General features: G+C 64.3%; 25 protein-coding genes. 13 read left to right on the plus strand and 12 right to left on the minus strand.

The features are described from left to right. The first annotated feature begins 2 nt into the window (after nucleotides 1-2). The 8 genes from JFU57_RS19610 (at nucleotide 3) to JFU57_RS19645 (ending at nucleotide 12,090) form a co-directional block, all read left to right on the plus strand. Nucleotides 3-1,634: an ABC transporter ATP-binding protein gene (locus tag JFU57_RS19610; protein WP_078472625.1), complete on the plus strand. Its 1,632-nt coding sequence runs from the start codon at nucleotides 3-5 to the stop codon at nucleotides 1,632-1,634. Nucleotides 1,635-1,763: 129 nt separating this feature from the next. Continuing rightward, on the plus strand, nucleotides 1,764-3,044 hold the full coding sequence (locus JFU57_RS19615; protein WP_201130485.1) for an OprD family porin: 1,281 nt from the start codon (nucleotides 1,764-1,766) through the stop codon (nucleotides 3,042-3,044). Nucleotides 3,045-3,111: 67 nt separating this feature from the next. Continuing rightward, entirely contained in the window at nucleotides 3,112-4,626 is a 1,515-nt protein-coding gene (locus JFU57_RS19620; RefSeq protein ID WP_201130486.1) for a serine hydrolase domain-containing protein, read from the plus strand. Further along, on the plus strand, nucleotides 4,623-5,948 hold the full coding sequence (locus JFU57_RS19625; protein WP_201130487.1) for an aminotransferase class III-fold pyridoxal phosphate-dependent enzyme: 1,326 nt from the start codon (nucleotides 4,623-4,625) through the stop codon (nucleotides 5,946-5,948). The genes JFU57_RS19620 and JFU57_RS19625 overlap by 4 nt, the downstream gene beginning before the upstream one ends. A 14-nt stretch (nucleotides 5,949-5,962) precedes the next feature. Continuing rightward, the gene (locus tag JFU57_RS19630) at nucleotides 5,963-7,381 is read left to right on the plus strand and encodes an aldehyde dehydrogenase family protein (RefSeq protein ID WP_201130488.1); all 1,419 of its coding nucleotides are present in this window, start codon (nucleotides 5,963-5,965) and stop codon (nucleotides 7,379-7,381) included. A 299-nt stretch (nucleotides 7,382-7,680) separates the two neighbouring features. Then, nucleotides 7,681-8,187, plus strand: coding sequence for a sigma-70 family RNA polymerase sigma factor (locus JFU57_RS19635; protein ID WP_078472620.1), 507 nt, complete (start codon nucleotides 7,681-7,683; stop codon nucleotides 8,185-8,187). Continuing rightward, on the plus strand, nucleotides 8,184-9,149 hold the full coding sequence (locus JFU57_RS19640; RefSeq protein ID WP_201130489.1) for a DUF4880 domain-containing protein: 966 nt from the start codon (nucleotides 8,184-8,186) through the stop codon (nucleotides 9,147-9,149). Before JFU57_RS19635 ends, JFU57_RS19640 begins: the two co-directional genes overlap by 4 nt. 97 nt (nucleotides 9,150-9,246) lie before the next feature. Further along, nucleotides 9,247-12,090, plus strand: a complete 2,844-nt coding sequence (locus JFU57_RS19645; protein WP_201130490.1) for a TonB-dependent receptor — start codon at nucleotides 9,247-9,249, stop codon at nucleotides 12,088-12,090. A 5-nt stretch (nucleotides 12,091-12,095) separates the two neighbouring features. On the opposite strand, the gene JFU57_RS19650 is transcribed toward JFU57_RS19645, so the two are convergent. The 5 genes from JFU57_RS19650 to JFU57_RS19670 all read right to left on the minus strand — a co-directional run bounded on the left by JFU57_RS19650 (nucleotide 12,096) and on the right by JFU57_RS19670 (nucleotide 16,042). Then, nucleotides 12,096-12,515 (minus strand): hypothetical protein, encoded by a 420-nt coding sequence (locus tag JFU57_RS19650; protein WP_078472617.1) that lies wholly within the window; start codon nucleotides 12,513-12,515, stop codon nucleotides 12,096-12,098. A 154-nt stretch (nucleotides 12,516-12,669) separates the two neighbouring features. Continuing rightward, nucleotides 12,670-12,963: a YciI family protein gene (locus JFU57_RS19655; RefSeq protein ID WP_078472616.1), complete on the minus strand. Its 294-nt coding sequence runs from the start codon at nucleotides 12,961-12,963 to the stop codon at nucleotides 12,670-12,672. Between the two features lie 58 nt (nucleotides 12,964-13,021). Continuing rightward, nucleotides 13,022-14,329 (minus strand): MFS transporter, encoded by a 1,308-nt coding sequence (locus JFU57_RS19660; RefSeq protein ID WP_242487449.1) that lies wholly within the window; start codon nucleotides 14,327-14,329, stop codon nucleotides 13,022-13,024. Between the two features lie 43 nt (nucleotides 14,330-14,372). Further along, entirely contained in the window at nucleotides 14,373-15,152 is a 780-nt protein-coding gene (locus JFU57_RS19665; RefSeq protein WP_201130491.1) for an SDR family NAD(P)-dependent oxidoreductase, read from the minus strand. Continuing rightward, nucleotides 15,149-16,042: a sugar phosphate isomerase/epimerase family protein gene (locus tag JFU57_RS19670; protein WP_201130492.1), complete on the minus strand. Its 894-nt coding sequence runs from the start codon at nucleotides 16,040-16,042 to the stop codon at nucleotides 15,149-15,151. The genes JFU57_RS19665 and JFU57_RS19670 overlap by 4 nt, the downstream gene beginning before the upstream one ends. A 129-nt stretch (nucleotides 16,043-16,171) precedes the next feature. Between JFU57_RS19670 and JFU57_RS19675 the strand changes: the two genes are divergently transcribed. Beyond that, nucleotides 16,172-17,077, plus strand: a complete 906-nt coding sequence (locus JFU57_RS19675) for a LysR substrate-binding domain-containing protein (protein ID WP_201130493.1) — start codon at nucleotides 16,172-16,174, stop codon at nucleotides 17,075-17,077. Between the two features lie 105 nt (nucleotides 17,078-17,182). Continuing rightward, nucleotides 17,183-18,025 carry an AraC family transcriptional regulator gene (locus JFU57_RS19680; protein WP_201130494.1) on the plus strand — a complete coding sequence of 281 codons (843 nt, stop codon included), beginning with the start codon at nucleotides 17,183-17,185 and terminating at the stop codon, nucleotides 18,023-18,025. Between the two features lie 86 nt (nucleotides 18,026-18,111). Here the strand turns inward: JFU57_RS19680 and JFU57_RS19685 are convergent, their stop codons facing one another. The 3 genes from JFU57_RS19685 to JFU57_RS19695 all read right to left on the minus strand — a co-directional run bounded on the left by JFU57_RS19685 (nucleotide 18,112) and on the right by JFU57_RS19695 (nucleotide 22,135). Beyond that, nucleotides 18,112-20,571, minus strand: coding sequence for a TonB-dependent siderophore receptor (locus JFU57_RS19685; protein WP_078472612.1), 2,460 nt, complete (start codon nucleotides 20,569-20,571; stop codon nucleotides 18,112-18,114). A 93-nt stretch (nucleotides 20,572-20,664) separates the two neighbouring features. Next, on the minus strand, nucleotides 20,665-21,633 hold the full coding sequence (locus JFU57_RS19690; RefSeq protein ID WP_201130495.1) for a FecR domain-containing protein: 969 nt from the start codon (nucleotides 21,631-21,633) through the stop codon (nucleotides 20,665-20,667). Next, a complete protein-coding gene (locus JFU57_RS19695) occupies nucleotides 21,620-22,135 on the minus strand; it encodes a sigma-70 family RNA polymerase sigma factor (RefSeq protein ID WP_078472610.1) in 516 nt (171 codons plus the stop codon). The genes JFU57_RS19690 and JFU57_RS19695 overlap by 14 nt, the downstream gene beginning before the upstream one ends. A gap of 224 nt (nucleotides 22,136-22,359) precedes the next feature. Between JFU57_RS19695 and JFU57_RS19700 the strand changes: the two genes are divergently transcribed. Then, entirely contained in the window at nucleotides 22,360-22,683 is a 324-nt protein-coding gene (locus JFU57_RS19700; protein WP_078472609.1) for a hypothetical protein, read from the plus strand. A 37-nt stretch (nucleotides 22,684-22,720) separates the two neighbouring features. Beyond that, nucleotides 22,721-23,656, plus strand: a complete 936-nt coding sequence (locus tag JFU57_RS19705; RefSeq protein WP_078472608.1) for a hypothetical protein — start codon at nucleotides 22,721-22,723, stop codon at nucleotides 23,654-23,656. 140 nt (nucleotides 23,657-23,796) lie between these two features. Here the strand turns inward: JFU57_RS19705 and JFU57_RS19710 are convergent, their stop codons facing one another. The 4 genes from JFU57_RS19710 to JFU57_RS19725 all read right to left on the minus strand — a co-directional run bounded on the left by JFU57_RS19710 (nucleotide 23,797) and on the right by JFU57_RS19725 (nucleotide 25,416). Continuing rightward, the gene (locus tag JFU57_RS19710) at nucleotides 23,797-24,090 is read right to left on the minus strand and encodes a hypothetical protein (protein ID WP_020298197.1); all 294 of its coding nucleotides are present in this window, start codon (nucleotides 24,088-24,090) and stop codon (nucleotides 23,797-23,799) included. A gap of 93 nt (nucleotides 24,091-24,183) precedes the next feature. Next, nucleotides 24,184-24,390: a helix-turn-helix transcriptional regulator gene (locus JFU57_RS19715; RefSeq protein ID WP_078472607.1), complete on the minus strand. Its 207-nt coding sequence runs from the start codon at nucleotides 24,388-24,390 to the stop codon at nucleotides 24,184-24,186. Next, nucleotides 24,387-24,761 (minus strand): hypothetical protein, encoded by a 375-nt coding sequence (locus JFU57_RS19720; RefSeq protein WP_078472606.1) that lies wholly within the window; start codon nucleotides 24,759-24,761, stop codon nucleotides 24,387-24,389. The genes JFU57_RS19715 and JFU57_RS19720 overlap by 4 nt, the downstream gene beginning before the upstream one ends. Before the next feature lie 232 nt (nucleotides 24,762-24,993). Continuing rightward, a complete protein-coding gene (locus tag JFU57_RS19725) occupies nucleotides 24,994-25,416 on the minus strand; it encodes a YybH family protein (protein WP_201130496.1) in 423 nt (140 codons plus the stop codon). Between the two features lie 302 nt (nucleotides 25,417-25,718). Between JFU57_RS19725 and JFU57_RS19730 the strand changes: the two genes are divergently transcribed. Then, nucleotides 25,719-26,942, plus strand: a complete 1,224-nt coding sequence (locus tag JFU57_RS19730) for an MFS transporter (protein WP_201130497.1) — start codon at nucleotides 25,719-25,721, stop codon at nucleotides 26,940-26,942. Nucleotide 26,943: the final 1 nt, after the last annotated feature.

The raw sequence follows: 26,943 nt of genomic DNA on the forward strand, positions 1-26,943 counted from the left end.
GCATGAGCGTTCCAGTGCCATTACTGGCCGTTGAAAATCTACAGATTCGCGTCGGTGCGGACGGTCCGCTGGCCGTCGATGATTTCAGCTTCACCATGGCCCCTGGCGAGATCGTCGCGCTGGTCGGCGAATCGGGCAGCGGCAAGACCATGGCCGCACGCGCTGCCATTGGCTTGCTGCCGGCGCCGATGCAGGTGTGTGGTGGGCGCATCATGTTCCAGGGCGAACCGCTGGACAGCGGCAATGCCAAGGCGATGCGTGAAGTGCGCGGTGCGCGGATCGGCATGGTGTTCCAGGAACCAATGGTCTCGCTCAACCCCGCGCTGACGATTGGCCGGCAGATGAGCGAGGCGCTCAAACTGCATACCACGCTGGATGCGGCGACGATCCGCGAGCGCTGCCGCGCCATGCTGCAACGCATCGGGATCAAGGATGCCGAGAAATGCCTGGGGTCCTACCCGCATCAGTTCTCCGGCGGCATGCGCCAACGCATCATGCTGGCCTCGGTGATGTTGCTGCGTCCGGCGCTGCTGATCGCCGACGAGCCCACCACGGCGCTCGATTGCCTGGCACAACTGGACGTGATCGAGTTGATGCTGGAGCTGACGCGCGAGCAAGGCACGGCGATTTTGTTCATCAGCCACGACTTGTCCCTGGTGGCGCGTTATGCCCACAAGGTGGTGGTGATGCGTGCGGGCAAGGCGGTGGAGCAGGGCCGTATCGAAGACATCCTGTTCGCGCCGAAGGCCGACTACACCCGGCAGTTGCTTGAAGCGCTGCCACGGCGCGGCGAGCTGGTGCCATTGCCGGCCGCCGACCACGCGTTGTTGCAGGTCCGGGATGTGTGCATCGAACACCCGGGGCCGCGCAGTTTCTGGGGCCGCAGCGTGCCCAAGCGCGTGGTGCATTCGGTGAACCTGAGCATCGCACCGGGCGAGACCTTGGCCCTGGTCGGTGGCAGCGGTTCGGGCAAAACCACCCTTGGGCGGGCAGTGGTCGGGTTGGTCACGCCCTGCGCCGGGGCCATCCTGTTCCAGGGCGTGGATATCCTCAAGGCCGCCAACCGGGCCCACCGCCTGCAATGCCAGATGATATTCCAGGACCCGTATTCGTCCCTGGATCCGCGCATGACCGTCGGCCAGATCATTGCCGAGCCGCTGCGCCATGAGCCGGGGCTGACGGCCGCGCAAAAACGCCAGCGGGTCACCGAGACCCTGGTCGACGTCGGCTTGCCCGAGCAGTTCCGTGAGCGCTTTGCCCATCAACTCTCCGGTGGCCAGCGCCAGCGCGTGGCGATTGGCCGGGCGCTGGTCAGGCGACCCAAGCTGGTGATTGCCGACGAGCCGATTTCGGCACTGGACATGACCATTCAAAAACAGATTCTTGAGTTGTTCGAGCGCTTGCAACGCCAGTACGGGTTCGCCTGCCTGTTCATCTCCCACGACCTGTCGGCCGTGGAGCGCATCGCTCATCGCGTGGCGGTGATGAACCAGGGCGAAGTGGTTGAGATGGGGCCGCGCGACACCCTTTTCGACAGCCCGCAACATCCCTATACCCGGCGGCTGCTCGCAGCGGCCAGCCCCTTGGAGAAACGTGCGGATGGCAGTTACCGCCTCCGCGCCGGTGTGATTTAGGTACTGCTGCACCCCAGGCCATGTTCTGAAACCCAAACCTTCGTCAATCGGTGATTGGCGAAGCGGGCGAAGCCATGGCCGAAGAAAACAAAAACAACCCCACTCAACCTGTCTGCCAGGAACCTCCACATGAATAACCGCATCAACAAAGTTGTCACCAGTGCCAGCGTCATGGGCGTCGGTTTCATGCCCTTGTTTGCCCAGGCCGACTTTGTCGCCGACAGCAAGGCCTCGCTTGAATTGAAGAACTATTACTTCAACCGCGACTACCGCGAGTCCAGCGGGCAGAACAAGCGCGCCGAGTGGGCGCAGGGGTTTATTCTCAACCTCGAATCGGGCTTTACCGAAGGTACGCTGGGGTTTGGCCTGGACGCGGTGGGCATGCTGGGCGTGAAACTCGACTCGAGCCCGGATAACTCCGGCACCGGGCTGCTGGCGCGCTCCAGCGTGGCCGAGCCGGGCTCTCCCAGCTACGCACGCCGCGCCCATGACAATTACTCCAAACTCGGCATTACCGGTAAGGCGCGCATGGCCCAAAGCGAGCTGCGAGTGGGCTACATGGTGCCGGACCTGCCCACCCTGCAACCCAACCTCAGCCGTCTGTTCCCCCAGAGTTTCAGTGGCACAGCGTTCACCTCCAAGGACATCGACAAGCTGACCCTGACCCTAGGCCAACTGGACCAGGTCAAGCAGCGCGACTCGACCCACTACGAGGACATGGGCCTGACCAGCCAGTACGGTGCTTACAAAAGCAGCGCCAAAAGTGATGAGTTCCGCTACGCCGGCGGCGAGTACAAGCTCACGCCAACCACGCTCGTGACCTATCAGTACGCGCAACTGGAAAGCCTCTACCAACAGCACTACCTGGGCTTGAAAAACAGCCTCAAGTGGGGCCCCGGTACGTTCAAGACCGACATCCGTTACTTCAACGCCAGTGAAGACGCTGCGGGCCTGGCCGGCAAGGTGGATAACCGTGCGTTGAGTACCCGTATCGGCTACAGCCTCTATGGCCACAACCTCAGCGGCGGTTACCAGGCACAGTACGGCTCGACGCCGTTCACCTACGTGGATGGCACTAACACCTACCTGTTCACCGAGTACCAACTGGCCAACTTCTCCCAGACCGGCGAGCGCGTGTGGCATGCCCGCTATGACTATGACTTCGCCTCGCTGGGCCTGCCGGGCCTGCTGTTCTCGACGCGTTACGCCAAGGGCGACAACGCCAAGGTCATCGGCTTCAAGGGCGAAGGGCGCGAGTGGGAGCGCGATTTCAGCCTCGGCTACGTGGTGCAAAGCGGCACGTTCAAGGATGTGTCTGTGCGTTGGCAGAACGCCAGCGCCACCAGCAACTTCACCCGTGACACCAACGAGAACCGAGTGATCCTGGGTTACACCGTGGCGCTCTGGTAGCAGTAACGGCGGGCAGCCGGGTCAGCCTGTTGCCCGCCAAGGCAGTGGAAATGAGGGGATAGATCAGATGACGAGTTTGCCGTTGCGGCGGGCACTGCCCAGCCACCAGCGCGTATCGGCGCGTGGCGTGAGCGCTTTCATTGAGGCGGTGAACGCTGCGGGCCTGGAGCTGCACAGTTTCATGCTGTACCGCGACGGTGCGGTGGTGGCCGAAGCGTTTTGGGCGCCTTATCGCGCCGAACGCTTGCATGTTCAGCATTCGGTCACCAAAAGCTGGGTATCCATGGCCATCGGGCTGTTGGTGGATGACGGCGTGCTGTCGCTGGAGGCCAAGGTGGTGGATTTTTTTGCCGCAGATTGCCCGTCACCGATCAGCGCCAATCTGGCAGCCATGACCGTGCGCGATTTGCTGACCATGCGCACCGGCCATCGCCAGGGCATTTCCGGCGGGGCCTGGCGTGGGCGCAGTGAAAGTTGGGTCAAGCTGTTCCTCGATGAACCGGTTGAAGACCCGCCGGGGCAGCAGTTTATCTACAGCAGTGCCTCGAGTTTCATGCTCTCGGCGATTGTCAGCGTGGTCAGCGGCCAGACAGCCTTTGAGTTGTGCAACGCACGTATTTTCCAACCCATGGCCATGGGGACCATCGAATGGGACCTGGCACCTGGCGGCTTCAACACGGGCGGCAATGGCTTGAGTTGCAGCACCGAGGACTTGCTTAAGTTCGGTGTGCTGCATTTGCAACAAGGCCACTGGGAAGGGCAGCAGTTGCTGTCCCGGGAGTGGGTGGCCGAAGCCACCCGTGGACATGTCGATGATGTATGGATGGGGGCCTTCGACGGCAAGCGCTACCAGGGCCGCGACTCGAGCGATGCAGGTGTCACGCGCCGTGAAGGCTACGGCTACCAGTGGTGGATGACCCTGCACGGTGGCTACTACGCCTCCGGGGTATTTGGCCAGCAGTGCATCGTCTTGCCACGCCATAACGCGGTGATTGCGTTTACCGCCGGGCTGCCCTTGGGCGAGCGGCGCTTGCACAGCCTGCTCTGGGAACACCTGTTGCCGGCGCTGGACGTGCCCGCCGACGGCGCGGCGGATGCCGAATTGGCGGCGTTGTTGGCAAGCCAGCGGCGGCCGTCCCTTTCAGGGGCGTCGACTTCGCCGCGTCATGCCGAGTTCAACGGCACATTTGTGATGGAGGCCAACGACGATCACGTCAGCGAAATACGCTTGGTGCTGGGTACTGACCATTGCGACTTCTACCTCACCGACCCCCGTGGCACCCACTGCATTCGCGCCGGCCTGGCCGACGGCATCGAAAGCCGGACCAGCATGACCGGCCATTATCTGCATCACCAATACCAGCCCGAGCTCACCCCGGTGGTGGCGCAGGCGCGCTGGACCGACGACGGGGCATTGAGCATGACCTGGCAGTTTGTCGAGATGGCGTTTTGTGACCGTGTCAGCTGCCGTATCGAGCGCGGCATGTTGTACGTGGACCGCAGCGTCAACGTTAACGCAGGCCCGTTACAGCGCCCGACGCTGACCGGCCATCCAAGAACCGCTTTGCAGGAGTCGCTATGAACGATATTTCCAACCCGACAGGTGCCGAGTGTGGCGCGTTCTGGGCACCGTTTACCCCGATGCGCCAGTTCCAGCAGCAACCGATGATGTTCGCCAGTGCTGACGGCATGTACTACACCACCACCGATGGGCGTCGTGTACTCGATGCAATGGCCGGGCTCTGGTGCGTCAATGCCGGGCATGGCCAGCCGAAAATCGTCGAGGCCATTCGCGAGGCGGCGGGGCGCCTGGACTTTGTTTCGTCATTCAAGATGAGCCACCCCCACGCCCTGGAGATGGCCGAGCGCCTGATCGACATCAGCCCGGCCGGCATGCAACAGGTGTTTTTTACCAACTCAGGTTCCGAGGCTGTCGACACCGCGTTGAAGATCGCCCGGGCCTATCACCAGGCCCGCGGCGACAGCCGCCGTACCAAGTTTATCGGGCGTGCCAAGGGCTATCACGGCATGGGTTTCGGCGGGCTGTCGGTGTCGGGTATCGGCCGGCAGAAGCGTGACTTCGGTCCGTTGCTGGGCGAGGTGTCACACCTGCCGCTGCCTTACGACGCGAGTATGCGTTTCAGCGCGGGGCAACCGCAGCAGGGCGTCCATTACGCCGACGCGCTGACCCAACTGTTGGACATTCAGGATCCGAGCACTGTGGCCGCCGTGATCGTCGAGCCGGTGACCGGCTCCGGCGGGGTCTACCCGCCGCCCCAGGGTTATCTGCAACGCTTGCGCGAGATCTGCAGCCGGCACGGCGTGCTGCTGATTTTCGACGAAGTGATCACCGGTTTTGGCCGCGTCGGCGAGAGTTTCGCCGCCCAGGCATTGGGCGTAACACCAGACCTGATCACCACCGCCAAAGGCCTGACCAACGGCGCCGTGCCCATGGGCGGCGTGCTGGTCAGCGGTGCGGTATACGAAGCGTTCATGGCCGGGCCGGCGAACGTCATCGAGCTGATGCACGGCTATACCTATTCGGCGCATCCGCTGGCGTGTGCGGCCGGGTTGGCGACCATCGAGGTGCATCGCGAACTGGGCATCAATCAACACGTCAACGCGGTCAGCGGGCTCTGGCAGTCGGCCGCGCTGGCGCTGCGGGGTGTGGGGCCGGTGCTGGACGTACGCACCATCGGTTTGCTGTGCGCCGTCGAACTCGAGCCGCGCCCCGGTGCCGCCGGCGCGCGTGGCAGTGACGTTGCGCAGTGGTGCTTTGAGCACGGCGTGCTGGTGCGCGGTTCGGGCGACACCATCGTGATTTCACCGCCGTTGGTGATCAGCCAGCAGGAGATCGCCCAGGTGTTCGACACCTTGGCGGCTGCCTTGAATCAGGTGGCCTGAAGGGAGTCGAGGGTATGTCCGATTTGTTTGAGTTCTACATTGACGGCGCCTGGGTCAAACCCCACGGCGAAACCGTCGAGACGGTGATCAATCCGTCCACCGAGCAAAGGGTTGCGCGCATCATCCTGGGCGACGCACACGATGTAGATCGTGCGCTCGGAGCGGCTCGGCGGGCTTTTCCGGCGTTCGCCGCGAGTTCGCTCGAGGCACGTATCGACTTGCTGCAGCGCATCATCGAAGCCTACAAACGCCACAGCGAGGCGTTGATCGAGGCGGTTCATCTGGAGATGGGCGCGCCGCTGTCCCTGGCCCGAAGCGCTCATGTCCCGGCAGGCCTGGGCCACCTGGCGCAGGCGCTGGAAGTGCTGCGCGAGTACCGCTTCGAACGGCGCCTGGGCCAGACCCTGGTGGTGCGTGAGCCTATCGGCGTGTGCGCCCTGATCACCCCCTGGAACTGGCCCCTCAATCAACTCACCTGCAAGCTCGCACCCGCCCTGGCAGTGGGCTGCACCGTGGTACTCAAGCCCAGTGAGTGTGCGCCGTTGTCAGCGCATATCGTCGCGCAAATCCTGCATGAGGCCGGGGTGCCGAAGGGGGTGTTCAACCTGGTCAACGGCAATGGGCCGGGGGTTGGTGCTGCGCTGGCCAGCCATGCCGAGGTGGATATGGTGTCGTTTACCGGCTCGACCCGCGCCGGCATCGCCGTGGCCAAGGCGGCGGCCGATACAGTGAAGCGAGTGTCCCAGGAACTGGGCGGCAAATCGGCGAATATCCTGCTCGACGACGCCTACCTGCCTAGCGCGGTGCGCCACGGGGTACAGGCCTGTATCCGCAACAGCGGCCAGTCGTGCAATGCGCCAACACGCCTGCTGGTACCGCGCGCGCAGCAACCGGCGGTGATTGATATCGTCCGGGAAGTGCTGGCCCAGGTGTGCTTCGACGACAGTCACCCGACCTCCGCCATCGGTCCCGTGGCCAATGCCCTGCAATTCGAACGGGTACAGGCCATGATCGCCCAGGCCATCGCCGAGGGTTCGCGCTTGATCGCCGGAGGGTTGGGACGACCACAAGGGGTGGAGCGTGGCTACTACGTGCAGCCGACGGTATTTGCCGACGTCACCCCGGACATGCTGGTGGCCCGGGAAGAAATCTTCGGCCCGGTCCTGGCGATCATGCCGTACGACAGTGAAGCCGAGGCAATAGCCATCGCCAACGACAGTCCTTATGGCTTGTCAGGCTACGTCAGCTCGACCAGCCTCGAACGCAGCCGCGGGGTTGCGCGGCAATTGCGCACCGGCATGGTCCATCTCAATGGCGCCCGCGCCGACCAGGCCGCGCCGTTTGGCGGCTATAAGCAGTCGGGTAACGGGCGTGAGTGGGGGGAGTTAGGGTTTGACGAGTACCTGGAGAACAAGTCGCTGTTTGGCTATTGACGGTTTCAGAGGGGCGCTGCGGGGCGACAGTTAAATCAGCCGGAATTGCCGTGTTGATGATGAGTGGATCGGATCATTGCCGGCTCGACCTGGTCACGAAAATGACTAAGCGTGAGGCAGGCAATGGTGGCGGCATTTCCCGCCCATCATCAACCCCCGCGAGCCTTGAGCTCCGAGCCGAGGGTGACGGCAGTGAGCGGCACCTTTTCAACGGCGGGCAGGGCTTTGTTTCAGCGCTCTATACAATCCCCACCCGCAAACCATAAAATGAGAAGCATTATCATTAATGCGAATCTCCCATGCACGACAACAGCCTTTTCTCCCCCGTCGCCCAGTTGTATGTGAACCATCACGGCTGGCTGCGGGGGTGGTTGCATCGGCGGTTGGGGCACAGTGCCGATGCCGAGGATTTGGCTCACGACACCTTTATCCGCGTGTTGCGCTCCCAGGAGGATGTGCGTGAATTGCGCCAGCCCATGGCGTTCCTGGCGACCATTGCCAATGGCTTGCTGATCAATCGCTGGCGACGCCAGGCCATCGAGAAGGCGTATCTGGAGGCGTTGGCGGCACGGCCGGAGGCGTACGAGCCGTCGCCGGAAGAGCGGCATTTGATGATCGAGACCCTGTTGCAGCTCGATTCGTTGCTGGTGGGGTTGTCGATGCGGGTGCGGCAGATTTTCTTTTTGTCCCAGCTCGACGGTTTGACCTACCCGCAGATCGCCGTGCAGTTGAGCCTGACCGTCGCGCAGGTGCAGCGGGCCATGGGCAAGGCGTTCAGTGTCTGTTATGCGAGCCGTTTCGAATGAGTGAGGCGGTGGTTGATCCCCGGGTGCGCGATTGCGCCATCGATTGGATGGTGCGCATGCAGTCCGGACTGATGGGCACTGCCGATCAACAGGCACTGGAGCAGTGGCGGCAGGCGAGTGCCGAACATGAATACGCCTGGCAGCGGGTCAGCAGTTTGCCGCTGCTGTTGCAGCCGGGGGCGAATCTGCTGGGCGATGCCACGGCGCGCCGGGCGCTGGAGGCGGCTGGGGCCGATCCGCAGCGCCGCCGGCAAGTGCTCAAGTGCCTGCTGGCCCTGGGGCTGCTGGGCGGGGTTGGCTGGCAGGGGGCGGAGTCGACCCTGGTGCGGTCGGCGCTGGCGACCTGCCGCACCCGTATCGGCGAGCGGCGACGCTGGGCGCTGGCAGACGGTGGCGCGCTGTGGTTGAACACTGCCAGTGCGGTGAACCTGGAGTTGAGCGCAACGCAGCGCAGGGTGCAGTTGGTCGAGGGCGAAATGGCCCTGGATATGCCGGCTGCGTCGGCTTCGCTGCAACTGCTGAGCGAGGACGCGGTGCTCTACAGCCATGGCGCCCATCTGCTGTTGCGCCAGGATCGGCAGGGCACCCAGGTCAGGGTGCTGCGCGGGTTGGTGCAGGTCAGTGCGCGCCATCATTCGGCCCCGGTGCCGCTGCACGCCGGTTGGCAAACCCGGGTCGACGGCCGGGGCGTCGCCGCGCCAAGCCCCGTCGATACGGTCCTGGCCCAGGCCTGGCTGCGGGGCATCTTGCCGGCCGAGCGCATGCGTCTGGACCAGTTGCTGGCGGAGCTGTCGCGCTACCGCCCAGGCATTTTGCGTTGCCGTGCCGAGGTCGCGGCCTTGCGCGTGACCGGCAGTTTTCAACTGGACGACACCGATGCCGCACTGGCGTTGGTGGCCCTGGCGCTGCCGGTGCGTATCGAGCGCCGGACCCGTTATTGGGTGACGGTGGTGCCGGCCTGAAACTTTTTTTTCGTCGGGACGATAGTTTTTCAGATGTGCTTTGGCCTTTAGGTATTACCCACCGAAACAGGTGGGTCTCGACCCCTAGGAGCCCTGCATGATTTTCCCCGCCCGTGCCTTGTGCACTCACACCCTTGGCGTGCTTTTCCTCAGTGTGCAGCCGCTGTACAGCGTGGCGGCGTTCGCCGCTGCCGAGCGTCAGCACTACAGCATCGAGGCCGGCCCGCTGGATCAGGTGTTGTCGCGGTTTGGCGCCGAGGCCGGCATCAGCATGGCCGGCAGCGCGCTGCTCACGGCGGGCAAGACCAGCCCCGGGCTGCACGGGGATTTCAACCCGGAGGCGGGCTTGACCCAACTGTTGAGCGGAACTGGCCTGAGCTACCAGCGCCAGGCCGATGGCGGCTATGCCTTGCGCGTTGGCCAGGGGCAGGGCGCGGTGGTGCTGCCGGCGCAGCAGGTCAAGGGTGAAAACCCCGAGCAGGCCGAGGTCTACCGGGCGCCGCGATCGTCGGTGTACATCTCCGGCGAAGACATGCAGCGCTTTGGTGTGGTCTCGGTGGGGGATGTGCTCAAGGGCCAGCCCGGGGTCCAGGTGGGCGACAGCCGCAATGGCGGCGGCCTGGATGTGAATATCCGCGGGATCCAGGGCCAGAGCCGGGTGGCGGTGACGGTGGACGGTTCGCAGCAGGCGCTGGATGTCTATCGCGGTTATGCCGGCACCCAGCAGCGCAGCTACATCGACCCGGACATGATCAGCGACATCAGCATCGACAAGGGCCCGAGCCTGACCTCCAGCGCCATCGGCGGCACGGTGAAGATGCGTACCCTGGGTGTCGGCGACATCCTCAAGGACGGCCAGAACATCGGCCTGCGTCTGAAGGGCGACGTCTGGAACAACGGCGTGGCCCCGGCCTCCCGTGACCCGCACTCCCGGACCGAAGACCTGTACTCGGAACCGCACCAGAGCCGGGGCGGCCTGTTTGGCTCCGAGGCGCAGGCCGGCAGCGCCGCGTTCGCCTATTCCCATGAACGATTCGACGTGGTGGCAGCCTATGCCCACCGCAAGCAGGGCAACTATTTCTCCGGCAAAAAGGGCCAGGACCGCTACCGCACCTTTGACCGTTATGACCAGGAAGAAACCAGTGTGGCCACCACCTACAACGCTGGCGAAGAGGTGCTGAACTCGTCGGCCGAGACCGAGTCGTTCCTGCTCAAGACCACGATCCGCCCGGCGGACGACCACACCTTCGATTTCGGTTATCGCCGCTATGACGGACGCATCGGCGAGATCATGCCTTCGGATATTTTCCGCTTCGGCACCGGCGGCATTTATCAGTACCCCCTGGGCCATACCAAGATCGACACCTACACCGCACGCTACAACTACCTGCCCTCGGGCAACCCGTTGGTGGACCTGACTGCCGACCTGTGGATGACCGACGCGCAAACCAGCCAGTTGACCTCATGGTCGGCACCGGCCTCCCAGGCCTTTCGTACCGACCGCGCCTGGAGCCGCCAGGCCAACCGCCGCACGGGCGGTGGCCTGGCCAACACCTCGCGGTTCGAGACCGGTTACGGCGACTTGAAACTGGACCTGGGCGGCTCGTTCCAGCTGGAGGAGCTGCGCCCGCAGAAGGGCGTGCTCACCACCCAGGACGATATCAACGCCAACCGCAGCTTGCGCGAGGGTTCCCGGCAGGAGTTCAGCTTCAACGGCAAGCTGGAGTACAAGCCACTGGACCAACTGACACTGTGGGGGGGCGGGCGATACACCCATTTTCGCAGCAAGGATCAGGTCGCCCAGGCGACGGCGCGCAAGGAGGTTCGCGAGCACAAGTACGTGACGGTCAACAAGCCCGGTGACTATGGCTACCTGATGTGGTTCCCGGACCAGAACGGCCTGTACACCGACGCCACCGACCCTCGCCTGAACAACGGGATCGTCTTCAACAACACCAACTACCCGTTCGAGGGCACGCCCTATAACCAATACGGCGCGACCGATACCGACGTCGGCGACGCTCAAGTGGGCAGCGTGGTCAGCGGTTACAACTATTCCGGCAAGGACAGCAACAGCGGCGGCGCCTTTGCCCCGGCCTTCGGCATCAACATCGAAGTGCTGCCGGACACCTTCGTCTATGCCTCCTACACCCAGGGTATTCGCATGCCTTCGTTGTTCGAAACCGGTCACGGCGTGCAGCAGACGACCCCCGGCAAGGGCCTGAAACCCGAGCGCTCGAGCAACTGGGAGATCGGTGCCAGCACCCTGCAAAAAGGCCTGCTGTTCGATGACGACTCGGCGGCGATCAAGCTGGCCTACTTCAACAACAGCATCAAGAACTACATCACCCGCTACTACGACCCGAGCCCGGGCCTGTGGGGCCTGATGCGCTTCAGCAACACCGACAGCTATAAAACCAGCGGCCTGGAACTGCAGACCCACTACGACGCCGGCCGGGTATTTGCCGACCTGTCATCCACCTACTACCTGAAGACCGAAACCTGCGACGCGGCCTTCGCCGCCACCCTGCGCGCCACCGCTAACCCCTACCAGAAAACCAGCGACACGCCGAACTGCACCCCGGGCAGTTTCATGGGCTCCTACACCAACACCCAGAACCCGCCGCGCTTCGCCGGCAACCTGACCACCGGCCTGCGCTTCTTCGACCAGAGCCTGACCCTGGGCACCCGCATCACTTACACCTCGGGCCCCACGGTGACCGCCGACAAACCGTGGCAGACCGGCGCCACCACGCCACAGCTGAACTACCGCGAAGTGGCGCTGTTCGATCTGTTCCTCAACTACAAGTTGCAGGAGCACGCCCAGCTCAATGTCTCGCTGCAAAACCTGACCGACCGCTATTACCTGGACCCGCTGGCGCAAAGTTTCATGCCGGCGCCCGGACGCACCCTGCGGGTGGGGCTGCAAGCCCGGTTCTAAGGCGATCAGGCCTGGGCGTTGACGCCGATCCGGGCCTGCAGCCAGTCCTGATACTGCGCCAGGCTGTCCGTCGCCAGATCGCCGTTTTTCGCGCTCAGGGTCTTGCCCTCCAGGCGCCCGATCTCCAGCAGGTACTGCAAGCCGTTGGCGATATGGGTGGCGTCGCTTTTGCCGAGGGACTGCACGTCGGGCAGTTCGACCTTGTTGCTGCTGGGATCGAAGGTCGCCCAGCTGGGGTTGGCGCGGTAACGGGCGGTCATCTCGGCTGTGGCTTTCTGGCTGTCGAGAAAGCTGGCGTCGAGTTGGGCCTGGAGTTGCGGCGTGGCGTTGGCGACCTCGATCCTGCCGGCCTTGAGGGTGCCGTTTTCCAGCGACTTTCTGAGGGCGTCGACAGCCGGCAATGAAAATGAACTGCTTCCGATCATGGTGGTGCTCCCTGGTTGGTATCCGTGGAGCTCAGCAAAACTCGGGCCATGGCGGCGCAGCCTTGCCCGGCAAGGGCGTGGCCTGGGCGCTGGGCGAGCAGGTGGCAGCGGCTTGCCGACATTGGCCAGGGCCTGCCGCCCGAGCGCTTCCCGCTTAAGCCCGGGGCGGCAGATTCAGCAGCCTGATCTCGAGGATTTCCACGGTTTCCCAGACCCGCTGCGTGATGTAGGGCTCGTCCTCAAGCCATTGGTCCAGTTCCGCGCGCCGGGCAAAACCCAGGTGCACGTTGGAGCCGATCATTTTGCCTTGGGGGTCCAGCAGTACGCCGCCGCCAAGCAGTCGGCCCTGGTCGGCGAGCTGTTGCAGGCGCTGCAGATGTTGTTCGCGGCAGGCCATGCGGCGTTCCAGGGCATCGTCATAGTCGTGGGCGATCAGGGCAAAGGGCATGGCGGTGTCTCCGAGGTGGGGCGGGCACGGCAATCGCGCAGTACCCGCAAGTAGGGGATCAGGCGCGCTGGGCGAGCGCTGCGTGCGGGCGCTCGGCGGCAGGTTCGCTGGCCGGGCGCGAAAGCAGGGCAGCGATTGCGGCCACCAGGGTCAGGCCACCGATGAAGCAGCCCACGGGCAGCCAGGCATGGCCGTCGCCGAGCAGCGCATAACACACGCTTGGTGAGAAGCCGGCAACGATAAAGCTCAACTGGGTGGCCAGGCCGACGCCGGTGTAGCGCACGCGAATGCTGAACATCTCCGCGTAGAAGGACGGCCACAGGGCATTGGGGGCGCTGTAGACGATGCCTTTGAGCAACACGGTGCTGAAGATGATCAGCCCGATCTGGCCGGTGGTGATCGACCACAGGAACAGGAACACCCCGGCGCAGCAGGCCAGGGACCCCGCGGCGAAAATGCGCTTCTTGCCGATCCGGTCCGCCAGCAGGCCGAACAGCGGTTGGCAGACCAGGGCCACGACCTGGCTGGCGGCAATCGCCGAGAGCATGGACGCGCGGTCCACCTGCTGGTTATTGGTGGCCCAGGACAGGCCGAAGATAATCACCAGCGACGACACCGAGCAGATCAGGGCGCAACAGAACACCACGACAAAGGCGCGCCATTCCTTGCTGAACATCTCCAGCACCGGAATCTGCGAAGCGTCGTGTTTTTTCGCCATGAACTCGGGGCTCTCATCCACCCCACGGCGGATGATCCAGGTAATCGCCACCATCACCGCGCTCAGCAGGAACGGGATGCGCCATCCCCAGGCCAGCAGCTGTTCTTCAGACAGCATCGACAGCGGGATAAACACCGACGTAGCGAGGATCGAGCCCATGGAGGCGCCGTTGATCAACCAGCTGGTGTAGAACGCCTTGTTCTTGCCGGGTGCGTGTTCCATGGTCAGCAGGCTGGCCCCGACCTGTTCGCCTCCGGCGGACAGGCCTTGCAGCAGCCGGCACAGCACCAGCAACGCCGGGGCCCAGGCGCCGATGCTGGCGTGGGTCGGCAGCAGGCCGATGGTGAAGGTTGCCAGGCCCATCAACAGCAGGGTCATCATCAGCACTTGCTTGCGCCCGAGGCGATCCCCCAGGTGCCCGAACAGCAGTGCGCCGATGGGCCGGGCGATGTAGCCGACGCCAAAGGTGGCAAGGGCCGCCAGGGTGCCGGCCATGGGGTCATCGGACGGGAAGAAGATTTTGTTGAAGACCAGCGCCGCCGCCGAGCCGTAAATGAAGAAGTCGTAATACTCGACCACGCTGCCGAGAAAACTGCCGAAGGCGGCCCGGCGGGCCATGCTCCGGTTGTCGGGTTGAGGGGTATTCATAAGCAACCTTTATTGTGATTGTGGTGGTTGAACCATGTGCTGCTCAGCGGGTGCCGAAGGGCGCCAGCTGGCTGCCGCCGCAGACATGAATGACTTCGGCGGTAATGAACTCAGCGTCGCTGGAAGCCAGGAACGAGGTGGTGTTGGCGATATCCTCGGGGGTGGTCAGGCGCTTGAGCGGGGTGTCGCCGATGGAGCTGTCGGCCATGCGCTGGAAGCTCTCGGCATCGCGCCCATCGAGGGTAAAGGCCGAGGGCAACAGCCCCGGGGCGATGGCATTGACCGTCACGTTGTGCGGCGCCAGCTCCCTGGCCATGGAGCGGGTCAGGCCCACCAGACCGGCCTTGCACGCGACGTAGGCGGGCGGGCCGCCGGCGACCCAGCAGCGCGAGACGATATTGATCACCCGGCCGCTGGCCTGGGCCTGCCAGTACGGCGCGACCTTCTGGCACAGCAGGGCCGGGCCGCGCAGGTTCACCGCCAGCATGTGGTCCCACTGGGCGACGTCAAAGTCGTAGATCGAGCCCCGGTGGTTGACCGCCGCATTGTTCACCACCACATCGATGCGACCGAAGGCGGCGCCGGCCTGGGCGACCATGGCGACGATCGACGACTCATCGCCGAGGTCGGCCTGAATCGCCAGGGCGCGCTGGCCCGGCTCCAGGTGCAGGGTTCGCAGCAGTCCCTGGGCGGCATCCAGGTTCAGGTCCACGGCGACCAGGTCCAGGCCGTCGCGGCACAGGCGCGTGCAAATGGCGCGGCCCAGTTCGCCGGCGGCACCGGTGACCAGGGCCACGCGGCGGTGAGTGTGGGGGCTGTTCATTGGCTGATGGCCTCGTGGCGGGAAGAGACGGCGGGCTCGTTGTCGAGCCCCATGTAGTGCCGGACCAGGGCCCGGTTGCGCGACAGTTTCTGCAGGTCGCTGTAGGTGCTTGAAAAGTCCTCGATCGACACCCAGTCGCTGAAGCCACTGGCGCGCAGGGTGGCGAGCATCGCCTGCAACGGCAGCACTCCGGCGTCGGGTGGGCACCAGTCCCACTGCCAGCCCTGGCCCGGGCCGAGGGGGCGGTAGGCGACGTTTTTAATCTGGACATGGGCCAGGTGCGGGCCCATCAGGTCCAGGGACAACTGCACATCCTCGCGGCCCTCGATGGCCAGGTTGCCGATGTCATAAATGATGCCCAGGTGCTGGTGCGGGTAGTGTTCGGCCACGCGCATGGCCAGGGATGGGCTGGAGCAGATGGTGCGCTGATGCACCTCCAGCACCAGGCGCACGCCCTGGGCCTGGGCCCGCGGCAGGATCTGGTCGAGGAAGCGGCGCATCCGGGCGTAGGCCTCGGGGTAGCGTTCGCCTTCATAGCCGGGGGCCCACAGCCGCAGCCGGGCCTGATCGGCGAGGGCGGCGAGGTCGATCATGCGCAGGGTCTGGTCAAGTTCGCCCACGGTCAGGTAAGGGCTGAGGCCAAACACCTTGAGGCCCAGGGCCAGGCAATGGCGCTGGATGCCCTCGATCGCCGCAGCGTTGGGAGCGATGGTGCAGCGGTTGTTGCTGCGGGCGTTCCAGGGTTGGCTCGGGTCGAGCGGGCGGGTATCTGCCACGCGCCACTCGACCCCCTGGTAACCCAGGCGGGCCAGTTCGTCTGCCAGCGCCTCGGGGCTGAGGCTGGGCAGGGACGCGCTGGAGGCGCCTAGTCGCGGCTCGGGTTGGGTCATGGAACGGGTCCTCGCAAGGTCGGTCGGTGAAGTCAGGAGGCATGCTAAATCAAAGATTTGGTTGATTAAATTGATATAAAATCCGCTGTTAATTAACCTGTGGGTTGACTAAAAAGGTGTGTTCCCGCCGTGAGCCAATCCTCGATCAACCTGCGTCATCTGCGTGTCTTTACCGCCGTGGTCAGCTCCGGCAGCCTGGTCACCGCCTCGAAACTGCTGCACATCACCCTTTCCGCCGTGTCCAAGAGCCTCAAGGAGCTCGAGCAGGAGTTGGGGGTGCAGTTGCTGGTGCGGGGGCGCAAGGGGGTGCGCTTCACCGAAGCCGGGGAGGCCTTCCATAAACACGCGGCGCAGACCCTGGCCAGTTTCAACCAGGCCATGGACCCGACCCGGGTCGACACCCAGGCCCCGCAACTGCTGCGGGTCGGGGCGTTGCCCACGGCGGCCGGCTACATGCTGGCGCCGGTGGTGGCGCAGATGCGCGAGCGCTATCCCCAGGTGCGGATCCAGGTGCTGTCCGGGGTCTACGATTTTCTGGTGGGCAAGTTGCGCACCCATGACATCGACCTGATCGTCGGGCGCCTGATTGGTCGCGACATGCTCGGCGTGGCCTTTGAAGCGCTGTACGAAGAAGACCTGCTGCTGGTGGTTCGCCACGACCATCCCCTGGCCAAACGGGAACACCTGGTGCTGGATGACCTGCTGCCCTATGTGCTGCTGGCCTCGCCCCAAGGCACCCTGGTGCGCATCAGCGTGGATAATTTCCTGCTGTCCAGCGGCGCCGCGAGTGGCTTCCAGATGCTCGAATCCCTGAGCGAAACCTTTTCCCGGGTCTACCTGCAGGATTACGACGCGGTCTGGTTCGTGCAGCGCGGGGTGGTCGACCTTGACCTGCGCCTGGGCGTGGTCCGCGCGCTGCCGTTTGCCAGCCCGCTGCTGCGGGCCCCGATAGGCTTGACCACACCCACCGATCGCCCGCTCTCGGAAGCGGCCCGGCACTTCATCCAGTTGCTGCGTGACTGGCGCGCTCGATAAGCGCCGGGCGCGGGTGCTTGACGAGATTGAGCAACCCTCGCACGATATTTTTCGCTTCGGCCAAACCCATGGTTCTCAAGATGAGGTGCTTCGTTCGTGGTCATCATGGTTTCCCCTGACCTGGCACCGTCCTGGGACGTGGACAACATCCCGCGCCCGGTCAGTGCGCTGAGTGCGTCCCTGGTGTCCAGGGACTGGGAGCACGCCAGCCATCGACATCGCAAGGCTCAGTTGCTGTATTCGCTGCGGGGCGTGCTCAAGTGCGAGGTGGACGGAGGGGTGTGGATCGTGCCCCCGCACTGCGCGGTCTGGATCCCTGGCGGGCTGGAGCATTCGGTACGCGGCTCGGGTGAGACCCAATGCTATTGCCTGTTCGTCGAGCCCGCTGCGGTCGCCGGTCTGCCCCAGGCCTGCTGCACGATCTCGGTGTCGCCGCTGCTGCGCGAGTTGCTGCTCAAGGCCGCGGGCTTTCCCCAGTTGTATCCGACCCAGGGCCGGGAGGCGCGCCTGATCGGCACCTTGCTCGACGAGTTGTGCGAGGCCCCGGTCGAAGACCTGCACCTGCCGATGCCCCAGGACCGGCGGCTGCGCCAGCTGGCGCAACTGCTTCTGGCCGACCCGTCTTGCAAGGCGACCCTCGGCGATTGGGCCAAGCGCATTGGCCTGAGCGAGCGCAGCATGAGCCGGCTGCTGATACAGCAGGTCGGCATGAGCTTCGGCCGCTGGCGCCGGCAGTTGCACATCATCCTGGCCTTGCAGCGCCTGACCCGGGGCGACAGCGTGCAGAGCGTGGCCCTGGAGCTTGGCTACGAGAGTGCGAGCGGTTTTGTCACCATGTTTCGCAAAGCCCTCGGCAAGCCACCGGCGCGTTACCTGTTCGAGCGGATGGCCACGGCCGAGCCGGCAGGCGAGGCTGCCAGCGTGCCAGGGATCGTGCTGCGGTCCTGATCCTGATGGGATGAGGCCGCTTTCGGCACGGCGGCCATGGGCCGGCGGCAGACGCGGTTCGCGTCCGGCCACCGGTGCCAACGGTTTTAGAAGGTGCCGCGCAGGGTCACTGCGACGTTGCGCGGGTCGCCGTAGTAGTAACCGGTCGCGGTCGCGGCCACCTTCTTGTAGTAGTGCTTGTCGAAGATATTGTTGGCGTTGAGTTGCAGCGAGTACTGCTCGTTGAAGCGGTAGCCCAGCAGCGCGTTGTACACCGCATAGCCGCTTTGAGTGGCCTCGGCGCTGCCGTTGCGCGAGTAGATGTCGCTTTGTGCGCTGACCCCGCCACCGACGGTCCAGGCGGCGTATTCCCCCGGCAGGCGGTAGCTGGAGAACAGCTTCAGCTGGCGCTTGGGGTCGGTGGAGCGCAGGACGTTACCGGTGTTGCCGACGGTGTCCTTGAGGTACTCGGTGGTGGTGTAGGTGTAGCCGCCGCTGACCTGCCAGCCGGGCAGCACTTCGCCGGACACTTCCAGCTCGACGCCGTCGCTGCGGTTCTTGCCGGCGGCGACCTTGCAATAGCCGGCGGTGTAGTTGGGCGGGCAGGGGTTGGGACTGCTCAGGTCGTCCAGGGCATTGCCCACCTGGTTGATGCGGAACACCGCGAGCGAGGTGTTCAGGCGGCCGCCGTAGAACTCGCCCTTGAGCCCCATTTCATAGGCTTCGCCGGTGACTGGTTCGAGCACTGAGCCGGCGGCGTCGGTGGCGCTTTGCGGGTTGAAGATTTCGGTGTAGCTGCCGTACAGGCTGAAGTTCCGGTTCAGGTCGTAGATCAGCGCCGCGTAAGGCACCACTTGCTGATCGACACTGTATTGGCCGGAACTCTTGGTGTTGTTTTCCTGCTCGTAGTCGTACCAGTTCAGGCGCGCGCCGATGATTGCGGTCAGCGGGTCGGCCAGGGAAATGCGCCAGGTGGCGTGGGCCGCTTCCTGGGTGGTGCGGGTGCGCACCGGGTGCGCGGTGATATTGATCGAGGGCTCGGCCAGGCTGGTTTTCGGGTCCCACTGGCGGATGTCGAAGACCCCGGAGGTGACGAAGTTGGTGGCCGAGGCATAGGAGTCGTTGCGGATGCGTTCGACACCGACCATCAGCTCGTGCTCGCGGCCCAGCAGTTCGAACGGGCCGTTGAGGGTGGCGCTGAGGTTGGTCTGCTGGCTTTCGCCGCCGTCGCCTTCGGTGACCTGGTAGTTCATCAGGTAGGGGTTGGTGGTGCTGGCGCGGGTGAAATAGGTCTGCTTGAAGCCGTTGTCGTCCAGCTCGAACTGGGTGCGGGTGGCCGACAGCTTGAGGGTCCAGTCGTTGTCGAAGTTGTGCTCCAGCTCGCCAAAGGTCTGCAGGTTGCTGCGGTTCCAGCGGTTCCAGTCGGCGCCCAGGTAAGTGCTGCGCGACAGCTTCAGCGGCGAGCCGTCGAAGTTGGCCGGCAGGCCGCCCCAGGACCCCGTGGCCTCAAGCTCGGTGTATTCGATGCCGGTGGTGAAGGTGGTGCGCTCGTCGAGGTCGGCGGCCAGGGCGCCGTAGAACACGTTCTTGCGTTCCATGCGGCTGTCCTGGAACGAGTCCTTGTCGTCGTGCACGGCAATCATCCGTCCCCGGATTGCGCCGTTGTCGGTGAGCGGGCCGGAGAGGTCGGCGACGTAGCGTTGCGCATCCCAGGAGCCGGCAGTGACCGTGGCCGAGGCCTGGAAGTCGCGAGTGGGGCGCTTGCGCACCAGGTTCACCGTACCCGACGGGTTGCCCGCGCCACGCAGCATGCCGGTGGCGCCGCGCAGGATTTCGGCGCGGTCGATGATCGCCGAGTCGCTCTGGATAAACGAACCGCCGCCGCTGCCCTGGACCACGGTGGCGCCGTCGTACTGGATGGCGTCGATCTGGTAGCCGCGCGAGTAGTAGGTGACCCGCTCGCTGTCGGTGTAGTCGACGACGATGCCCGGGGTCTGCTCCATCATGCTCGTCAGGTTGGTGATGTTCTGGTCGTCCAGGCGCTGGCGGGTCAGCACCGATACCGATTGCGGCGTGTGGCGCAGGGTTTGCGGCATCTTGCCGATGGTCACGGCGCCGGTGGTGTAGGAGCCGGAGTGCTCGGTGGTGGCGCCCAGGAGCTCGCTGGAGATGGTGGTCGCGCCCAGTTCCAGGGCGCCGCCGCTGGTGGTGGCCGGCACGAGGATAAAGCTGTTGGCCGACTGTTGCTGGATCTGCACGCCACTGCCCTGCAACAGCAGCGACAGCGCCTGGGCACTGTCGTGGGCGCCGCTGACGCCCCGGGTCTGTTTGCCTTGCAGGCTCGCGGCGTCATAGGACAGGTTCAGCCCGCCCTGGCGCGCCAGTTGTTCCAGGGCCTGGTCCAGGGGACCGGGGGCGATGTTCCAGGTGCGGGCCTGTTGCGCGGTTGCGGGTTGCTCGGCACGTGCCAGCGCGGGCAGACCGGCGCTGGCCATGGCCAGGCCGAACAGGGCGCCACGAATGGCCCGCTGCAGCGGGTCGGGTTGAGCAACGCTTGGGTGAATCATTCGGAACTCCTGCGGAAGAAGGGGGCGAAAATTGCCTTTATTCCTACAGGCCGAACGCGAATGAGAAAGTACCTCATTTATCTGTGAAAAATTTCAACTCGCTGAAACACTGACCCAATAGCGGGTGCGGTAGTCGACCCGGACCGGCAGGGTTTTCGCGATCAGGGCGAGGATCTGGTCGGTGTCGGCCAGTTGATAGGTGCCGGACACCTTCACCCTGGCGACCTCTTCGGCGCAGCGCAGCAAGCCCGGGCGATAACGCGAGAGTTCGGCGATGAACTCGCCCAGTGGCATCTGCTGCACGCTCAGCACGCCTTCGCTCCAGCCCCAGGGATCGCCATGGGTGATCGCCGGCCGCACCTGGCCGCTGGCGCTGAGCAGTAACTGTTCGCCGGGGGCGGCGATGCGTAGGGCGCGGCCGCTGGCGGCATACAGCATCACATCGCCGCGACGCACGGCGAGCACCGTGTCTTCGCCCCGTTGGCGCACCAGCAGGTGGGCGTTCAGGGCCTGGAGCATGCCGTCGCGGGTGATCACCCGCAACGGACGCGGATCCTTGCCGGTGTCGATCGCCACTTCGCCCTGGACCAGGCTCAGGTTGCGCAACTGTTTGTCAAAGCGCAGGTCGATGGCGCTGGCGGTGTTGAGCTGGATTTTTGCACCGTCGGCGGTGTGGTAGGTGCGGCGCTCGCCGGTGGCGGTGTGACGGTCGGCCAGCAACGAGGGCAGCCCGAGCTGTTCGCGTCCGACCCAGCCCAGGCTGCCGACGGCGCACAGCACGCCCAGCAGCTTGAGGCTGTGTCGGCGGCTGGTGTGATGGCTGGTGTGGTGGCGCTGGGTGCCTTCCAGGGTACGCCGGCTGAGGTCGCGGGGCAGGCCGCTGAACTCATCGCACATGGCCTCGACCTGGGTCCAGGCCAGGGCGTTATGCGGGTGCTGCTGCAACCAGTGCTGGAACCCTTGTTCGGTTTCGGCGCTGGGTGGGTTGTAGCGCCGTTGCACCAGCCATTCGATGGCCTGTTCGACGTGGGCCTGGCCCGGGGTGATTTCAGGACTGTGCATAGCGCCACCGGTAGCAGGTTGCCATGGCCTTGGCCAGGTCGCGCTCGACGGTGGCGCGGGAGATGCCCAGGTGCTCGGCGATGGTCTTGCAGCTCATGTCATCGAGTTGGGCATGCAGGAACACCTGGCGCACCCGTGGCTTGAGCAGCATCAGCAGTTGATCGAGACGCTCCAGGGTGTCGAGGATCACCCAGCGCTGTTCTTCCGACGGCGCTTCGCTGGGCGGCATCAGCGCCAGGCTTTCGAGGTAGGCCTGCTCCAGGGCACGGCGCCGGTACTGATCGATCATCAGCCCGCGAGCGATGCTGCTCAGGTACGCCCGGGGCTCCTTGAGCGGGTGCGCATGGCTCGCCTTGAGCAGGCGCACGAAGGTGTCCTGGGCCAGGTCCGCGGCATTGGCATGGCAGCCGACGCGACGGCGCAACCAGGTCGTGAGCCAGGAATGGTGGGAGCGATAGAGCAGGTCCACTTCAGAGGAATTCAGGGTGTCTCTCGTGTGCATCGTGGATCGGGTCCTGCCCCAGGGGGTTGTTATTGAAAATCGTTCTCATCTTATGCGTTCGCTGCCCGATAACGCAATTAGCAATCGTTCGCTATTTCGCTGTTTGGCTGACCATTGGTCGACTTCGCGGGGGCGGGCCAGAGGCTCGCAGAGCGGCTGCTTTCTGCTAATGTCGCCGCCAGTTATTCTCCGCCCACCCGCGCCGACCCAAGGACGACCCCTCGATGGCCTACGAAATTCATATCCTCAGAACCGCCGACGCGGGCGAGATCAGTCTGCAAGAGTGGCACGCGCTATGTGCCGCCGACCCCTCGCTGGAGCTGCAGGAGCAACTGGTCGGAATCAACCCGCGCACCGGTGAAACCATCGTTCTGGGTGAGACCGATGCGGCGTCCTGGCGGTCTCCGGTGAGCGGTGATGAGTACCTGTTCGACTATCGCCGCGGGCGCATTTCGTTTGTGCATGACGATGAACTGATCATCAAGGCGAAGGACATTGCCCGTGCCCTCGGTGCCCGGGTCGAGGGCGACGAAGGCGAAGCGTACTGAGGCGAAGGCCGTCACCGATCACACAGGAGCCCTGAAAATGTCAGCTCAGCTTGCGACTCGCGGTTATCAGCAACTTCTGCAATTGCAGCAGCGAATCCATCAATTCACGGTGGCTGCCGCCGAAGAACTGGAGGCCGATTTTGCCCGCCACGACACACCGCTTTACGTCGGCACCCTGCAATACCTGGCCCTGGCCCCGCTGCACGGAGGGCTGCACGTCGAGTTTTATGGCGAGGTGTATGACGAGCCCCTGTTCTGGACGCTGGAGTGCCTGAGCCGACAAGAGGTGGCGGATACCCTGGTGTCCCTGACCTTCACCGGCCCCGACTCGGGCGCCAATGGCACCCGTGAATGGGAATTCACATCCTTGCTCAACAGCGATGTGCGCTTTCCCGCGTTGCGCTCCCTGGTCATCAGCCCGACCGAGCCGCAGCACCATAACGCGTCACTGATCCAGCGCGCCGGCAGCATCATGGAGGAGGGCGGCGAAGTCGCGCGCTTTTGCGCCAAGGCGCCGAACCTGACCCAACTGGTGCTGCCCAACTCGCCCAACCGCGATTTTTTCCAGGTGCCGTTGCCGCAGTTGGCGACGCTGCGGATCGGCGGTAATTTCGACACCCAGCAATTCATCGACAACCTGGCAGCCTCGAGCAATCTGCCCAATCTGCGGTTGCTCGACTTCACCGAATCCACCGAACTGCAAAGCACCTGGGCCGACGTGCGCGAGGATGGCCTGGTGACCCGCTTTTCGTCCTATCAGGCATTGTTTGCCAGCCCGGTCTGCGACGTGCTGCGAGTCCTGGTGCTGCGCAACAGTTGCTTGAGCCTGGAGCAGTTGCAGGCCCTCAACGCCTTGCGGCCGAACCTGCAATTCCAGGTGGTACAGGCGACCCATGGTGGCTATGTCAGCCATTTTGCCCGGGATGTTTTCCCTTGGCGGCACCTGGTGCAGGCGGATCCGGGGCAACGCTGAGGATCAAGCCTACGGCAGCGGCTACAGAAGACCCGTAGCCGCTGCCGAGCCCGTGACGCTGCGCAGTCCCTTGCAACCGCTCACTAAATCCTGCGATGGATCGCGGTGCCTATTCCGGACGGCGCAACTGTTGATGGCGTTCAATCGAATTGGGTAAAAAACTCGCCGGAGATCAGGTCCTGCAAAAACTGCTTTTGATCGGCAGTCACCAGGCTGCGTGGGGAATAGCCGTGTTCGTCGGGGGGCGCGAGCAGGCGTGCCTGGGTTTCTTCGGCGACTTGCGCCAGCGCGGCTTTTTCCGCGTCGGACATGATCGCGAAGTAGTCGGGCATGGACTCCTGCAGGCGGATAGCGAAGTCCGGGTCGAGGTAGTCGTCGTCGGTAAACATCAGGTGCCAGATGTAATCGAAAGCCAGGTTGGCGAGGGTTTTCATGGGGTGTGGCGTCCTTGCAGGGGCGAGGTGCGCTCAACGAAGGTTGAGCGCGTTGATCCTGTAGCGGTGGGCAGTTTAGGCCCGCAGGCAAAATCAATCCTGACTCTGAAAGCCATCATCGAAAATAGTTTCGATCGGCAACTGAAATACCCGCGCAATCTGGAACGCCAATGGCAGGCTCGGATCGTAGCGGCCGTTTTCGATGGAGTTGATGGTTTGCCGCGAGACATCCAGCAGTTCGGCCAGGTCGGCCTGTGACCACTTGCGCTCGGCGCGCAGTTCCTTGAGTTGGTTTTTCATTGATAGCGATGGCTGGCGAGGCGCAGGCCTACCATCCACATCACGCCCATTACCGGCCACACCCACAGCCAGGAGATGTGCGGGAAACCTACATTTTCCAGAAACCCGTAGCTGAAGGTCAGCAGTGCGGAGGCGGCAAAGGCGAAGCCCAGGGCTTCGAACTGGATCCGCAGGTGCATTTCGTCCAGGCGCCGCAACTGGCGCACGATCGCCCAGCACATCAGCCCGGCCGGCACCACCGGGGTCAGGGTGATGATGATGCGCAGCGCCATGCTGAAGTCCTCGGGGCGCCGCAGCAGGATCAGCGAACTGACCAATGCCAGCGCATAGAGGCCCAGGGAGGCGGCCATTTCGTAGTAGTAGCGTTTCATCCGTGTACTCCTGTATGTAAAACGTCCTTTACATGATTATGCAGTTTTGTGCGGATGTAAAGCTCGCTTTACATGGGCGATTCAGGAGCGAGATGCTCGCGAGGCGGACAGCCCGCCGGGGCGGTGGCTGCAATCGTTTAAGGGGAGCATCAGGTCGGCCGCACGCTGCGACTGACTGAGTTACCGATACAGCTACGTGGACAGCCCGCGCAGCTGTATCGACAACCCTCAGTCAGAGAGCGTCGCTTGGGCTGCTTTCTCCGCCCAGCAGGTCGGTGCCGTAGGAGTTGTCGACCACGCACAGCCACCGGCCCGCGATGTGGCGGAACACATAGGTCGCGCGCCGGGTGATTTCGCTGCTGGCCCCTGCCGGGTCGGTGGTGTGCAGCAGGGTTTCCATGATCACCAGCGCCACGTCGCCGCCTTCGATCACCTGCATCTGGCCCTGGGTCACGTGGATGCTGTGGTTGAAGTGCTCGGCGATGGCGACAAAGGCCCGGCGGATAGATTCTTTGCCGGTGACGTTGAGGCCGGGCTTGACCACCAGGGTGGCGTCGTCGGCGTAGAAGTCCATCAGGGCGTCGAAGTCTTCGGCGTTGATCGCCCGGTCGGCGGCTTCGATGGTTTGCTGCAACAGGTGCTGGGTGCTGCTCATGCTTGCTCTCCTGGGGTGGACGCCGGGCCAGGCAGGAATGAAAAACCCGCCTGGGGAGGCGGTCTGGTGCTGATTAAAGCGCTATCCCACCGACTGGTCAGCGGTGGTAATAATCAGGCGGTATACAGCTGGGCGTTGAAAATTCATGGCCGAAACTTGGCAGACACGGCAGCAGAGATCAACCACCCGCGCGCTTTATTTCTCCGCGTGCAGGCTCAGCAAGAGACCATCGGCCGATCTAGGCGAGGGTCGATATTTACTGATTTAATGCCGCAGCCCTTTCAATACAGCGCTTCCCCGCCATGAATAATTCCCAAGCCCAGGTCGCTGACGGCGAGCCGCCCTCCACGGATGCAGCGGTGCGTCGCCGCTCATTGTTCGCCGGCTGCGGTGCCCACGCGGTGCACGATGGTCTCACTGATCTGATCTATGTCCTGCTGCCGATCTGGCAGGCGCAATTCGGCCTGAGCTTCGCCCAGGTCGGGCTGTTGCGCGGTGCCTACTCGGGGATGATGGCCGGCTTTCAGTTGCTGGCCAGTCGCGCGGCGCGACGTTGGGGCCGTGAGCGGATGCTGGTGGGCGGCACGGCCCTGGCCGGTCTGGCCTATCTGCTGGCGGGGCAGGCCGGGGGCTTGAGCGTGTTGTTCCTGGCCTTGCTGCTGGGCGGGCTGGGGGCGAGTACCCAGCACCCCCTGGCGTCGTCGCTGATCACCGATACCCATGAAGCGGGCGGTGGGGTCAAGGAAGCGTTGTCGCAATACAACTTCGCCGGCGACATCGGCAAGACCCTGATCCCGGGCCTGGTCGGCCTGTTGCTGACGGTGCTCAGCTGGCGCGCGAGCGTCACGCTGATGGGCCTGCTGGGCCTGGCTGCCGCCGGCCTGTTGTGGTGGCTGATTCCGTCCCGGGCGGCCACGTCCTCCATGGCGGCCAAGGTGCCGAAGGCGGTCGTCGGCCAGGGCTCGGCCAGCGGGCTGCGGGCGCTGATTCTCACCGGCACCCTGGACAGCGCGGTGCGCATGGGTTTCCTGACCTTCCTGCCATTTTTGCTGCAAGCCAAGGGCGCCGGCACCGCGGGCATCGGGCTGGCGCTGACCCTGCTGTTTGTCGGCGGTGCCTTCGGCAAGTTGCTGTGCGGTTACCTGGGGGCGCGCATCGGCATGATGAAAACCGTGTGGCTCACCGAGTTCAGCACCGCGCTGTTGATCGTGCTCGCGGTGTACCTGCCGCTGTTTGGCCTGATGCTGATGCTGCCGTTGCTCGGGCTGGCGCTCAATGGCACCTCGTCGGTGCTGTACGGCGCGGTGCCGGACCTGGCGGGCGCCGGCAAGCGCGAGCAGGCGTTCGCGATTTTCTACACCGGCACCATCGGCGGCGGGGCGCTGGCACCGGTGCTGTTTGGCCGGCTGGGCGACCTGACCGGTGTGCCGGATGCGGTGATGCTGCTGGCGGCGACCTTGCTGCTGACGCTGCCGCTGTCGTGGTTCGTGCAGCGCGGTCTGGATCGGGATGGGGCGCGGGCTTGAG

Origin of the sequence: Pseudomonas sp. TH07, from assembly GCF_016651285.1 — a bacterium.
Lineage (GTDB): Bacteria > Pseudomonadota > Gammaproteobacteria > Pseudomonadales > Pseudomonadaceae > Aquipseudomonas.

Coding starts and splice junctions, on each gene's coding strand:
- JFU57_RS19720 (WP_078472606.1), bottom strand. CDS start 24,761: ATGAAACGCTACTACTACGAAATGGCCGCCTCCCTGGGCCTCTATGCG.
- JFU57_RS19730 (WP_201130497.1), top strand. CDS start 25,719: ATGAATAATTCCCAAGCCCAGGTCGCTGACGGCGAGCCGCCCTCCACG.
- JFU57_RS19690 (WP_201130495.1), bottom strand. CDS start 21,633: ATGCACAGTCCTGAAATCACCCCGGGCCAGGCCCACGTCGAACAGGCC.
- JFU57_RS19630 (WP_201130488.1), top strand. CDS start 5,963: ATGTCCGATTTGTTTGAGTTCTACATTGACGGCGCCTGGGTCAAACCC.
- JFU57_RS19725 (WP_201130496.1), bottom strand. CDS start 25,416: ATGAGCAGCACCCAGCACCTGTTGCAGCAAACCATCGAAGCCGCCGAC.
- JFU57_RS19670 (WP_201130492.1), bottom strand. CDS start 16,042: ATGACCCAACCCGAGCCGCGACTAGGCGCCTCCAGCGCGTCCCTGCCC.
- JFU57_RS19625 (WP_201130487.1), top strand. CDS start 4,623: ATGAACGATATTTCCAACCCGACAGGTGCCGAGTGTGGCGCGTTCTGG.
- JFU57_RS19695 (WP_078472610.1), bottom strand. CDS start 22,135: ATGCACACGAGAGACACCCTGAATTCCTCTGAAGTGGACCTGCTCTAT.
- JFU57_RS19715 (WP_078472607.1), bottom strand. CDS start 24,390: ATGAAAAACCAACTCAAGGAACTGCGCGCCGAGCGCAAGTGGTCACAG.
- JFU57_RS19685 (WP_078472612.1), bottom strand. CDS start 20,571: ATGATTCACCCAAGCGTTGCTCAACCCGACCCGCTGCAGCGGGCCATT.
- JFU57_RS19680 (WP_201130494.1), top strand. CDS start 17,183: ATGGTTTCCCCTGACCTGGCACCGTCCTGGGACGTGGACAACATCCCG.
- JFU57_RS19710 (WP_020298197.1), bottom strand. CDS start 24,090: ATGAAAACCCTCGCCAACCTGGCTTTCGATTACATCTGGCACCTGATG.
- JFU57_RS19615 (WP_201130485.1), top strand. CDS start 1,764: ATGAATAACCGCATCAACAAAGTTGTCACCAGTGCCAGCGTCATGGGC.
- JFU57_RS19610 (WP_078472625.1), top strand. CDS start 3: ATGAGCGTTCCAGTGCCATTACTGGCCGTTGAAAATCTACAGATTCGC.
- JFU57_RS19665 (WP_201130491.1), bottom strand. CDS start 15,152: ATGAACAGCCCCCACACTCACCGCCGCGTGGCCCTGGTCACCGGTGCC.
- JFU57_RS19640 (WP_201130489.1), top strand. CDS start 8,184: ATGAGTGAGGCGGTGGTTGATCCCCGGGTGCGCGATTGCGCCATCGAT.
- JFU57_RS19635 (WP_078472620.1), top strand. CDS start 7,681: ATGCACGACAACAGCCTTTTCTCCCCCGTCGCCCAGTTGTATGTGAAC.
- JFU57_RS19620 (WP_201130486.1), top strand. CDS start 3,112: ATGACGAGTTTGCCGTTGCGGCGGGCACTGCCCAGCCACCAGCGCGTA.
- JFU57_RS19705 (WP_078472608.1), top strand. CDS start 22,721: ATGTCAGCTCAGCTTGCGACTCGCGGTTATCAGCAACTTCTGCAATTG.
- JFU57_RS19660 (WP_242487449.1), bottom strand. CDS start 14,329: ATGAATACCCCTCAACCCGACAACCGGAGCATGGCCCGCCGGGCCGCC.
- JFU57_RS19655 (WP_078472616.1), bottom strand. CDS start 12,963: ATGCCCTTTGCCCTGATCGCCCACGACTATGACGATGCCCTGGAACGC.
- JFU57_RS19650 (WP_078472617.1), bottom strand. CDS start 12,515: ATGATCGGAAGCAGTTCATTTTCATTGCCGGCTGTCGACGCCCTCAGA.
- JFU57_RS19700 (WP_078472609.1), top strand. CDS start 22,360: ATGGCCTACGAAATTCATATCCTCAGAACCGCCGACGCGGGCGAGATC.
- JFU57_RS19645 (WP_201130490.1), top strand. CDS start 9,247: ATGATTTTCCCCGCCCGTGCCTTGTGCACTCACACCCTTGGCGTGCTT.